Source organism: Sutcliffiella halmapala (genome assembly GCF_050107295.1).
Classification (GTDB): domain Bacteria; phylum Bacillota; class Bacilli; order Bacillales; family Bacillaceae_I; genus Sutcliffiella_A; species Sutcliffiella_A halmapala_A.
The window spans coordinates 35,793-48,148 of sequence record NZ_JBNIKR010000008.1 but is presented as its reverse complement, the minus strand read 5'-3'; the positions used below and the strand labels follow the sequence as shown (position 1 = coordinate 48,148).

Here is a 12,356-nt window from a genome sequence, read left to right as displayed (position 1 = left end):
TGTAATCGCTTTCACAACTGGAGGTGTCACAATGTTACTTGGTAAAAAGAGAAAACTTGGAAGAAGACTGGAAGAAATTCAAGTGGGTGAAAAGCTCGCTCTAACCGAAAAGATTGAAGACAAAGATCTGCTTCTGTATCTGGGACTGACCAATGATGCCAATCCATTGTACATTCAGCATGACTATGCGTCTCAGACACCATTTAAGAAGCCGATTGTTCCTAGTATCATGTTAACTGGAATTATTACTTCTGCAGTTTCAAAGTATTTGCCAGGGCCGGGAAGCCATGTTGTAGAACAACAGCTATCCTTTCCAAAGCCTGTTTACCATTATGCAACGATTCAATTTCTATTTGAGATTGTTGACGTGAATTACGATAAGCACACCATTGAAATGACGGTCCATGGAACAAACGAAAAGGAAGAAACGGTAGCAAAGGGAACAATAACCGTCTGTCCTCCCCATCGATTGGAACCTATGGAAAGCAGCGCGATGGAGAACTTTTAGAAAAATTGTTCTCAACCAATACTAGCTGTTGATTGGAGCAATAGGCGAAGACTCATGCGGGAGGAAGCGTTTAGTGGAGACCCCACAGGCGCAGCCGAGGAGGCTCCACAAACGCTCCGCGGAAAGCGCAGCCTAGTGCGGAAATCAACAGCGGTGTATAACAGTGCCAAAAAAGAGCTCATATTGGGCTCTTTTTTCTATTTATTGTGAAGAAATAATTTAAGGTGTATGATGGTATTGTAAATACATAGATAGATATTCATGGATGAATAGGGGCTTTCCAAAACAATTGGTGGAGGAAAAAGATGAGTAAAAAGATATTGGTCGTTGACGATGAACAGTCCATTGTAACTTTATTGCAATATAATTTACAGCAGGCAGGATTTGATGTGTCAGTTGCCATGGATGGGGAGAAAGGTCTTAATAAAGCAGCAGATGAGCAATTTGATATGATTGTTCTGGACTTGATGCTTCCCAAAATGGATGGTATCGAGGTGTGCAAGGAACTTAGGCAACGAAAAATAAACACTCCCATTTTGATGCTTACCGCAAAAGATGATGAATTTGATAAAGTGTTGGGACTCGAACTAGGTGCTGATGATTATATGACAAAACCTTTCAGCCCAAGAGAAGTGGTCGCGCGTATAAAGGCTATCCTGAGAAGGACACAACTCTTGTCAGGTCATGAGGAAAATGTAAAAGGTGAGGATCCTTCCGAAAAGATCATCATTGGGGATATAAAGATATTGCCGGAGCATTATGAAGCGTACTTCCAAAATGAACGTATTGAATTGACTCCAAAGGAATTTGAGCTTCTTGTCTATTTAGCAAAAAATAAAGGCAGGGTATTGACCCGTGATCAACTGTTAAGTGCAGTTTGGAACTACGATTTTGCCGGTGACACCAGGATTGTGGATGTGCATATCAGCCACTTGCGGGAGAAAATCGAAAAAGATACAAAAAAACCTACATATATAAAGACAATAAGAGGGTTAGGTTACAAGCTTGAGGAACCGAAATTAGATGAGTAGGTTTCGTTCCCGTCTGCTTTTTGCTTTAATTACGCTCATTATTGTCGTTCTTGTTGGGTTGGGGCTTTTATTGGGACAGCTTTTTAAAAGCTTTTATCTTAATACATTCAATCAGCGTCTCGAGAAAGAAACCAACCTTGTCACGCTATTAGTGGAAGAGGAAGAAACCATCACGCCTTCGCTTCAAAAACACCTCGAGGATATCGGAAAGACGTTAGCTGCGAGAATTAGTATTACAGATCTGGATGGTACCCTTCAGTATGATACGGATGGCAGTGTGCAACCTGAAGAGGATTCCCATCAGGATGTGCTACAGCAGATCATAGAAAAAAACAAAGATAAGCAGCGCGTCTATTATGAACGAAATGATGAAATGTACTATTATGGTGCCTCCTTGAAGAGAGATGGTGAACGCGCTGGTTTTGTGGTTTTAAGCACGCCTGTAGAATCCCTCCACAGGGTCAATCAACAAATCTGGGGGTTATTGATTGCAAGTCTCGGTGCTGCACTTGTTGTCATTCTTTTACTGGGGGTCAGAATTACAGCCCAGTATACGAGACCGATTGAATCGGCGACAAAAGTGGCAATGGAGCTTGCTAAAGGTAATTATAAAGCGAGAACTTACGAGGAACACGTGGACGAGACAGGGATGCTGAGTCAATCAATCAATGTGCTTGCGAGAAACCTGCAGGATATGACAAAAGCGCAGGAAATGCAACAGGATAGACTTAGCACATTAATCGAAAATATGGGAAGCGGCTTGATTTTGATAGATGGAAGAGGCTATGTGAATCTGATCAATCGTGCTTATAAGGAAACCTTTCATGTAGAGCAATCCGACTATTTATACCGCTTATACTATGAAGCATTGGAGCATAAAGAAGTAGTAGAGCTGGTGGAAGAAATTTTCATGACGGAAGTCCGTGTAAGAAAGCAGCTTGTGCTTCCTCTTAAAATTGAACGAAGGCATTTTGAAGTTTACGGGGCACCAATCATCGGCACTAATGATGAATGGAAGGGAATTGTACTTGTTTTCCATGATATCACAGAGCTTAAAAAGCTGGAGCAGATGAGAAAGGACTTCGTAGCTAACGTATCTCATGAATTGAAGACACCGATCACTTCCATCAAGGGGTTTTCGGAGACGCTTCTGGATGGAGCCATGAACGACAAAGAGACACTGGAGTACTTCCTTTCCATCATTTTAAAGGAGAGTGAGAGACTTCAGTCGTTGATAGAAGACTTGTTAGATCTTTCCAAAATAGAAAGACAAGGCTTCAAACTCAATATGGATTATGTGGATATCCATGAATTATTGGAAGATATCCTTATCATTCTTGGAGCAAAAGCCAAGGAGAAGGAAATTGATCTGGAGCTGTCGAAAGCGAAAAGGGACTTGTTTATCTATGGGGATAACCCTCGGGTTAAACAGATTTTCATTAACCTTATCAATAATGCATTAGCCTACACCCCGTCCGGCGGCAAAGTGAGTGTAACAGTCCAGGATGCAGGTGACAAGGTAGAAATAACCGTTTCAGATACAGGAATTGGAATGGATGAAGAGGAGATACCCCGAATTTTCGAGCGCTTCTATCGTGTGGATAAAGCGAGGAGCAGAAATTCCGGTGGTACAGGGTTAGGGTTGGCAATCGTCAAACACCTGGTGGAAGCGCACCACGGCAGTATTACAGTTGCGAGTAAAGTGAACAGCGGGACAGCATTTAAGGTGAAATTGTCCAAAGAAAACAAAGATTTACAATAGCTTTACATTTTTTCCATTGCTGCTTAACAAAGCTCTGTTACTATAACTATTGAAAACCCCTTCATCCAAGGAGCCAATTTTGGCAGGCGAGAACTCTTCAGTTCTCGCCTTCTTTTTTTATTTATAGGATTTTTTCGCAATCATTATTGCTATTTAGAAAAGGTGCAATCTTTAAATGAAGCCGTTGATTGCAGCGAGAGACACAAGATTCCCCGGGGACGGATGGGAGCCTCCTGGGCTTCGCCTGTGGGGTCTCCCATGCCCTCTACTCTCCCGCAGGAGTCAAGTGTCCTCCGCTACAATCAACTCAGTTTTTTTGATATTATTTGCTACGCTGAAATGAAAAGATGAGACAATGCCCAATTTTCCAAGCTTTAAAAGGCAAGTATTATACTAAGAGTCACCCCTGTTGGTTGGAGTGCAAGGCGTGAGACTCCTGCGGGAGATAGCGGTTGACTTGAGACCCCACAGGCTATGCCGAGGAGGCCCATGCATCGCCCAGCGGAAAGCGAACGTCTGGAACGGAGACCAACAGGGTGTTTATTGTCCACATTTCATCTTTAGTCCAGCTACTTATGCTTAAAACAATAATCTTTACAAAAAGAGCCTATGAAAATGAAAAACCTCTGTAAAAAAAGAAACTTTCCTGTTACTTGAACGTATTAATCACTGAGAACAAAAAAAGGGGAGAAGACAACAGTGATGAGTTTAAAGCGCATATATACAACTGTTTTTCTTGTGGTGCTGGCTGTCATGCTTGGAATAGTGGCCTTCAGTTCCTGGTACACAGTGGACCAATCCGAACAGGCTGTCATCCAAACCTTCGGAAAAGTGGAAGAGGGAATAAGTGAACCGGGTCTGCACTTCAAGATGCCTTGGCCGATCCAGACTGTGGAAAAGCTGTCAAAAGAGACATTCAGCTTACAGTTCGGCTATGAGGAAAAGGATGGGGAAGTTGTAGAATTCACCAGTGATACAAAAATGATAACCGGAGATGAAAATATCGTCCTGGCCGACATGGTCGTGATGTGGAAGATAACCAATCCGGGTAAATATCTATATAATTCGGACGATCCGCAAGCGGTCCTTTACAATGCAACATCCGCTTCTTTAAGAAGTATCATCGGAAGCTCGCAAATCGATGAAGCATTAACATCTGGAAAAGGCCAGATCGAAGTGGAGGTATTTGATCTATTAACCTCACTTATGGAAAAGTATGACGTTGGTATATCGGTAACTGCGGTTAAGCTGCAGGATGTGGAGCTTCCGAATGCGGAGGTTCGTAAAGCATTTACCAATGTTACAGATGCCAGGGAAACAATGAATACCAAAATCAATGAAGCAAACCGCTACCGCAATCAGAAAATGAATGAAGCGGAAGGAGAAATGAAGGCAATCATCTCCAGGGCAGAAGGGGAAAAGGCAGCCCGAGTCGAGCAGGCACGTGGGGATGTTGCCAGGTTCAATTCCTTGTACGCAGAATATGTGAATGCACCTGAACTGACTAGAAAACGATTGATTCTTGAGACAATGGAAGAAGTCCTTCCGTACGCAGAAATCTATATCATGAATGATGATGGCAATACGATGAAGTACTTCCCGATACGTCCAATGGAGAGAACGGAAACGACGGGCACAACTCCTAAGCCTCCAACAACGCAGGAAGGAAGTGGGACAAATGAGTGATCAGAACATCATAGATTTAGAGGGTCGTAAACCTACCTATGAGTGGAGGAAGATGGTCAGAGGCGGGATAATAGCCGTTCTTCTTATCGTCCTGCTGGGTGTAGGTCTTGCTAATGTGTTTGTGGTAAAGGAAGGGGAGTACAAGGTAGTCAGGCAGTTTGGGGAAGTAGTTAATATTGTGGATGAACCAGGTCTTAACTTCAAAGTGCCATTCGTCCAGACAATAACGACCGTTCCAAAATACCAGATGCTCTATGATGAAGCTGGAGCGGAAATCAATACAAAAGATAAGAAGCGGATGTTGATTGATAACTATGTGGTTTGGCGTGTGGAAGATCCCAGAATGATGATTGACAGCCTTGCCAATATTATTAATGCAGAGACTAAAATGTCCGAGTTTGTATTTTCCGTCGTCCGGACGGAGCTTGGTCAATTAAACTATGATGAGATCGTCAATGATGAGAAGTCCTCAAGGGGGAGCCTGAATGACCGTGTAACGGAAAGAGTCAATGAGCTTCTTGCAAAGGACGGATACGGGATTGTTGTAACAGATGTAAGAATGAGACAAACGGATCTGCCTCCGGAAAATGAACAATCCGTCTTTACCCGCATGATTTCCGAGCGTGAGTCCACTGCACAGGACTACCTCTCCAAAGGGGATGCTGATAAGAACATCATTATCGCCAACACAGATAGAGAGGTTCGTGAAATTCTTGCAAAAGCCGAAGCGGACGCAGATGTCATCCGTGGAACAGGAGAAGGGGAAGCCGCGAAAATATACAATGACACCTTCTCGAAGGATCCCGAGTTCTACGAGTTATACCGTACACTCGAGTCCTATAAGAAAACCATCAACGGTGAAACGGTAATCGTGCTGCCGTCCAGTTCCCCATATGCACGACTCTTAATGGGCTATATGGAGTAAGATAAAATCAATAATGCCGCAATTTTTCTTTCTGTTCTTATCCATGATAAAATAGAGAGGGAGATTGTGGCTATTTATATGTTTGAAAGAAGTATTTACATAGACCATAAAAGGAAGAAGGAGGAATTCACATGGCAAACAAATTAGTCCTGATTGATGGGAACAGCATTGCATATCGCGCCTTTTTCGCGCTGCCCCTCTTAAGTAATGAAAAGGGTATACATACAAATGCGATTTACGGATTCACAATGATGCTGATGAGGATCTTGGAGGAAGAAAAACCGACACATATGCTTGTGGCTTTTGATGCAGGAAAAACAACCTTCCGTCATAAAACGTTCGGAGAATATAAAGGGGGGAGACAAAAGACCCCACCTGAGCTTTCCGAACAGTTCTCCTTTTTAAGAGAATTATTGGATGCCTATAATATTAAACGCTATGAACTGCCGGAATACGAGGCGGATGATATTATCGGGACCCTTGCCCGCCAGGCAGCCAACGATGATTTTACCGTGAAGATCATTTCTGGTGACAAAGATTTGACTCAGTTAGCAACCGATAAGATAACGGTGGATATCACGAAAAAGGGGATCACGGATGTTGACTCCTATACACCTGCCTTCATTGAAGAGAAGTATGGCTTGAATGTGGATCAAATTATTGATATGAAGGGCTTGATGGGTGATTCCTCCGATAACATCCCTGGGGTTCCGGGAGTCGGGGAAAAGACGGCAATCAAACTGTTGAAGGAATTTGGCACCATTGAAACGCTCCTGGAATCCATCGATCAGGTCAGCGGTAAAAAGCTGAAGGAAAAACTCGAGGAGAACAAGGAACAGGCAATCATGAGCAAGGAGCTTGCGACCATCATGACGGAAGCGCCTGTTGAAATGCAGGTAGATGAACTTATCTATGAAGGTTTTGATAAGAAGAAAGTCATCTCGATATTCAAAGAACTGAGCTTCAACTCCTTATTGGAAAAGATGGGGGACGAAGGGGAAACAGTTACCGAGGACTTAACTGACATTACGTTTGATGTAGTGGATGAGCTGACTGCCGATCATTTTGCAAAAGAAAACTTTTTCATGGTAGAGGTCCTGGAAGAAAACTATCACCGGGCAGACATTCAAGGATTTGCGCTTGTGAATGAAAAGGGCAACTTCTTCATTCCTACTGAAGTGGCACTGAAGTCAGATGAGTTTAAAGACTTCGCAGCAGATTCCACAAAAAAGAAGACCGTCTTTGACGCCAAACGGGCAATCGTGGCACTAAAATGGCAGGGAATCGAGCTGAATGGGATAGACTTTGATTTTATTATCGCTTCCTACATCGTTAACCCGTCCGATACGTCAACGGATCTTGCGGAGATTGCACGGAAGAAAGGGTATCATCAGATTGAAACGGATGAAGCGGTCTATGGCAAGGGCGCCAAACGGGCAGTGCCGGATCAAGAGACGGTATCGCAGCATCTTGTTCGCAAAACCTTTGCGATGCAGGAGATGAAGGAGTCTTTTATCCATGAATTGAAGGATAACGAACAACTTGAGCTGTTTGAGGAACTCGAAATGCCATTGACACTTGTACTTGCTGAAATGGAAGCGCTCGGAATTAAGGTTGATAAAACCCGTCTGGAGGATATGGGACAAGATTTATCCGAAAAGCTAGAGAAGATTGAAGAGGACATCTTTGAGCTTGCCGGTGAAAAGTTCAACATCAACTCGCCAAAGCAGCTTGGTGTCATTCTTTTTGAAAAGCTCGGACTACCGCCGGTGAAGAAAACGAAAACAGGATACTCCACTTCAGCCGATGTACTAGAAAAGCTCGCTGACAAGCATGAGGTCATTCGCCAGATCCTTCTCTATCGTCAACTGGGGAAATTGAAATCAACCTATATTGAAGGCTTGTTGAAGGTTGTGCATGAAGACACCAATAAAATCCATACACGCTTCAACCAGGCGCTAACCCAAACTGGCAGATTAAGCTCCATTGATCCAAACCTTCAAAACATTCCGGTCCGACTGGAGGAAGGTAGAAGAATCAGGGAGGCATTCATTCCATCCCATAAGGATTGGGTCATTTTTGCAGCGGACTATTCCCAGATCGAGTTAAGGGTCCTTGCCCATATTGCCAATGATGAAAAGCTGATTGAAGCATTCAGGGAGGATGCAGATATTCATACGAAAACCGCCATGGATGTGTTTCATGTTACAGAGGATAAGGTCACTTCCAACATGAGACGTCAGGCGAAGGCGGTCAACTTCGGTATTGTCTATGGAATCAGCGACTATGGTTTATCGCAAAGTCTGGATATCACACGGAAAGAAGCAAAGCTGTTCATTGACCGCTATCTGGAGAGCTTCCCGGGAGTCAAGCAGTATATGGATGACGTGGTACTCGAAGCGAAGGATAAGGGCTATGTAACGACACTGCTTCACCGTCGACGCTATTTGCCGGAGATTACAAGCAGCAACTTCAATCTTAGAAGCTTTGCCGAGAGAACGGCGATGAACACCCCAATCCAGGGCAGTGCAGCTGACATCATCAAGAAGGCGATGATTGAAATGTCGATGAGATTGGAGAAAGAAAACATGCAGGCAAAAGTGCTGCTGCAGGTGCATGATGAACTTGTCTTTGAAGCTCCGAAAGAGGAAATAGAAAAATTGAAGAAAATCGTGCCGGAAGTGATGGAGCAAGCACTGGAGCTGACCGTGCCATTGAAGGTCGACTACTCTTACGGCTCCACCTGGTACGATGCAAAATGATGTAAGGGAGGGGTTTTTATTATGCCAGAGCTTCCAGAGGTTGAAACCGTCAGGAAAACACTTCTGCAGCTTGTGCAAGGAAAGAAGATTGAAGCGGTAAGGGTTCTATGGCCAAAAATGGTGAAGGAGCCGGATGATGTCGCCCTGTTTGAGCATATGCTTGTGGGGCAGACCATTCAGACGATTGGGCGCAGAGGGAAATTTCTTCTTTTCTATCTGGATGACTATTGCATGGTTTCCCATCTTCGTATGGAAGGTAAATACGGACTTTACCAAAAGGACGAACCTTTCAATAAGCATACCCATGTGTTCTTCAATTTTGAGGACGGAACAGAGCTCCGCTACCAGGACGTGAGGAAGTTCGGAACGCTCCACCTTTATAGAAAAGGGGAGGAGCTGAAGGCGAAGTCGCTTGCAAGCCTTGGACCGGAACCATTTGACGAGGGCTTCAGCCTCGCAGGCTTCAAGGAAACCCTCTACAAGAAGAAGAGGAACATCAAAGCCGTCCTGCTTGACCAGACCGTTGTAGTGGGGCTTGGCAATATCTATGTGGATGAAGCGCTTTTTCGTGCAGGGATACATCCGGAGCGATTTGCCAACAGCCTCTCCGATCAGGAACTTGAGACATTGCAGAAGGAAATTGTCCTCACGCTTCAGGAAGCGGTGGATAAGGGCGGAAGTACGATCCGATCCTACATCAATTCTCAAGGTCAGATCGGCATGTTTCAGCTAGAACTGTTTGTATACGGGAGAAAAGGGGAACCTTGCAAAAAATGTGGAACGGAAATTGAGAAATCCGTGGTGGCAGGAAGAGGAACCCACACGTGTCCCATCTGCCAGCCGAAAGGAAGATAATTCTATTTTGAATTTTTTCTGTCTCCCCTGTTTGTTGTAGTGCAAGGGGTGAGATTCCTTGAAAATGCAAGCATTTTCTTCGTGCGATGTATCGCTGCCGCAGCCTTCCTTGTCCTGCGGGAGCAGCGTGTCAAGGGAGACCCCGCAGGCGCAATAGAACCGAGGAGGCTCCCGTGGCCGCCCTGGATAAGCGAACCCCTGGAACGGAAACCAACAGGGGGTTTAATGTGTACACTCTATTTTCAGGAGAGCCCCATGCTTAAAACAACAATCTTTATGAAAGGGTCATTCGATAAAACACATCGAATGGGCTCCTGCCATATACTATCTCAGTGATAGTTAGGGAGGAGCTCTTTATGATTCCATACATCTCACTTGTTCTTTTAGCATTTGCTGTCAGTCTGGACAGTTTCAGTGTCGGTTTGACATATGGCCTTAGAAAAATGCATATGCCGCTCAAATCGATCAGTATCATTGCATGCTGCTCTGCTGTTTCACTTTTGCTGGCGATGTTTGTTGGCACGATACTTACAACGTTCCTTTCTCCTGTCTATGCAGAGAGTATAGGAGGAGCGATTCTCATTCTTCTTGGAGTCTGGGTGCTGTATCAGTTTTTCAAGTCGAATACATCTGAGGATCCAACACCGATTGGAGAGAAAATCTTATTCAATCTAGAAATCAAGTCTTTGGGAGTCGTCATCAATATTTTAAGGAAGCCGACAGAAGCAGATTTTGACAAATCAGGGTCCATCACTGGACTGGAGGCATTCTTTCTGGGGATTGCATTATCGCTTGACGCATTCGGAGCCGGGATAGGCGCAGCGTTATTGGGATATTCCCCTTGGATGATGGCTGTTTCTGTTGCGATGATGAGTTCCCTATTTGTTATCACTGGCATAAAGCTTGGAAGAATCTTTTCCGGAGTATCTTGGATGAACAAATTTTCTTTTTTGCCAGGTGTTTTACTTATTATTATCGGGATTATCAAGATTTGAGGCTATCTGTTCCCACAGTAGCCTCTTCCATTAGAGAGGAGCTGGACTGGCCCATGATTATTGGATTGACCGGCGGAATAGCCAGTGGCAAAAGTACGGTAGCTGCAATGCTGAAGGAATATGGATTGCCGATTGTTGATGCAGATGTAGTAGCCCGCGAAGTGGTGGAAGTTGGTGAGGAAACCTATGAAAAGTTGGTTTCAGAGTTTGGAGAAGGCATTTTACAGGAGGACAGATCTCTGGACAGGGTAAAGCTTGGGAAACTCATTTTTGAAAATAAAGAAAAAAGAGAGCGCTTAAATTCCATCATGCATCCGAGTATACGTAACCGAATGAAGGAAGAGACGAAGGAGTATGTAAATAAAGGGCATCAAACGGTTGTCATGGATATTCCACTGCTGTTTGAAAGCAAGCTCACTCATCTTGTGGAAAAGACCTTGCTTGTCTACGTGGATGAAGTAGTGCAGCTCGAGAGGCTCATGAAAAGAAATAACCTATCTAGAGAGGATGCCATGGCTAGAATCTCCTCACAAATGCCGCTCCGGGAAAAAGTGAATCTAGCAGATGAAGTTATACAAAACAACGGTTCAATAGAAGAAACAAAAGAACAGCTACATACTATATTGAAGAAATGGGCTATCCAAAAATAGGGATATGCCCTTTTTTTTATTTTTTCATGACATATTCAAATTAAATATGTTATACTAATTGCAGGTAATCATAACATAAGTATAACATATATACAGAAATGGGGAATTTGCATGAAGGAAAGGGTTGCAATTAATGGTTTTGGACGTATTGGAAGAATGGTATTTAGACGTGCCATCCAAGAGGAAGGTTTGAATATTGTTGCAATCAATGCGAGCTATCCAGCCGAAACGTTAGCTCATTTAATTAAGTATGACACAAATCATGGGCGTTTCGATGCTGATGTCTACGCAGAGGACAACGCTCTTATTGTAAATGGTAAGCGCATTCAATTGGTCAATAACCGTAATCCGGAAGAATTGCCTTGGAAGGAAATGAATATTGATATCGTAATTGAAGCGACAGGAAAATTCAATGCACGCGATAAAGCGGCGCTTCATCTGAATGCAGGTGCCAAACGAGTGATTCTTACTGCCCCTGGTAAAGATGAGGATGTAACCATCGTAATGGGTGTAAATGAAGAAGCCTTGAATTTGGATCAGCATTATGTCATTTCGAATGCATCTTGTACAACGAACTGCTTGGCGCCGGTTGTGAAAGTCCTAGATGAGCAGTTCGGAATCGAAAATGGATTGATGACGACGGTCCATGCATATACGAATGATCAGAAAAACATCGATAATCCGCATAAGGACCTGAGACGTGCGAGAGCGTGCGGTCAGTCCATCATCCCGACATCGACTGGTGCAGCGAAAGCATTGTCCCTTGTATTGCCGCATTTGAAGGGCAAGCTGCATGGTATGGCATTACGAGTACCTACACCGAATGTCTCGCTGGTAGACTTGGTTGTGGATCTAAAGCAGCCTGTAACGGTGGATGATATAAACAATGCATTCCAAACAGCTGCAGTCGGGTCAATGGACGGCATCTTGGGTATAACCATGGAGCCTCTTGTGTCAGTCGATTTCAACACAAATCCACACTCGGCAGTGATCGATGGCCTATCCACCATGGTGATGGGGGAAACTAAGGTGAAAGTATTGGCTTGGTATGACAACGAGTGGGGCTACTCTTGCCGAGTAGTGGACCTGGTTCATTATGTAGCAGAGAAAATGGTAGAAGCGAAAGAAGTAATGGCTGGATAGTATTTCCTGTAGTGTGTACTGATAAAATGTGAAAGCGGT

Annotated in this window: 10 protein-coding genes; all 10 read left to right on the top strand. The window is 44.0% G+C overall.

Annotated elements, in window-relative coordinates:
* Window positions 1–31 precede the first annotated feature (31 nt).
* The 10 genes from ACQCT5_RS14245 (at window position 32) to ACQCT5_RS14200 (ending at window position 12,317) form a co-directional block, all read left to right on the top strand.
* Window positions 32–508: a MaoC/PaaZ C-terminal domain-containing protein gene (locus tag ACQCT5_RS14245; RefSeq protein ID WP_499642672.1), complete on the top strand. Its 477-nt coding sequence runs from the start codon at window positions 32–34 to the stop codon at window positions 506–508.
* Window positions 509–813: 305 nt separating this feature from the next.
* On the top strand, window positions 814–1,539 hold the full coding sequence (locus tag ACQCT5_RS14240; RefSeq protein WP_499642671.1) for a response regulator transcription factor: 726 nt from the start codon (window positions 814–816) through the stop codon (window positions 1,537–1,539).
* Window positions 1,532–3,301 carry a two-component system histidine kinase PnpS gene (gene pnpS, locus ACQCT5_RS14235; protein WP_499642670.1) on the top strand — a complete coding sequence of 590 codons (1,770 nt, stop codon included), beginning with the start codon at window positions 1,532–1,534 and terminating at the stop codon, window positions 3,299–3,301. The genes ACQCT5_RS14240 and pnpS overlap by 8 nt, the downstream gene beginning before the upstream one ends.
* A gap of 702 nt (window positions 3,302–4,003) precedes the next feature.
* Window positions 4,004–4,987 (top strand): FtsH protease activity modulator HflK, encoded by a 984-nt coding sequence (gene hflK, locus ACQCT5_RS14230; protein ID WP_499642824.1) that lies wholly within the window; start codon window positions 4,004–4,006, stop codon window positions 4,985–4,987.
* A complete protein-coding gene (hflC, locus tag ACQCT5_RS14225) occupies window positions 4,980–5,912 on the top strand; it encodes a protease modulator HflC (RefSeq protein WP_499642669.1) in 933 nt (310 codons plus the stop codon). Before hflK ends, hflC begins: the two co-directional genes overlap by 8 nt.
* A 131-nt stretch (window positions 5,913–6,043) precedes the next feature.
* Complete coding sequence (gene polA / locus ACQCT5_RS14220; RefSeq protein WP_499642668.1) at window positions 6,044–8,674, top strand: DNA polymerase I; 2,631 nt, start codon at window positions 6,044–6,046, stop codon at window positions 8,672–8,674.
* Between the two features lie 21 nt (window positions 8,675–8,695).
* Window positions 8,696–9,529: a DNA-formamidopyrimidine glycosylase gene (gene mutM, locus ACQCT5_RS14215; RefSeq protein ID WP_499642667.1), complete on the top strand. Its 834-nt coding sequence runs from the start codon at window positions 8,696–8,698 to the stop codon at window positions 9,527–9,529.
* Between the two features lie 356 nt (window positions 9,530–9,885).
* Window positions 9,886–10,524, top strand: coding sequence for a sporulation membrane protein YtaF (gene ytaF, locus ACQCT5_RS14210; RefSeq protein ID WP_499642666.1), 639 nt, complete (start codon window positions 9,886–9,888; stop codon window positions 10,522–10,524).
* A 53-nt stretch (window positions 10,525–10,577) separates the two neighbouring features.
* Window positions 10,578–11,174, top strand: a complete 597-nt coding sequence (gene coaE, locus ACQCT5_RS14205; protein ID WP_499642665.1) for a dephospho-CoA kinase — start codon at window positions 10,578–10,580, stop codon at window positions 11,172–11,174.
* A gap of 111 nt (window positions 11,175–11,285) precedes the next feature.
* The gene (locus ACQCT5_RS14200) at window positions 11,286–12,317 is read left to right on the top strand and encodes a glyceraldehyde-3-phosphate dehydrogenase (RefSeq protein ID WP_499642664.1); all 1,032 of its coding nucleotides are present in this window, start codon (window positions 11,286–11,288) and stop codon (window positions 12,315–12,317) included.
* Window positions 12,318–12,356 lie beyond the last annotated feature (39 nt).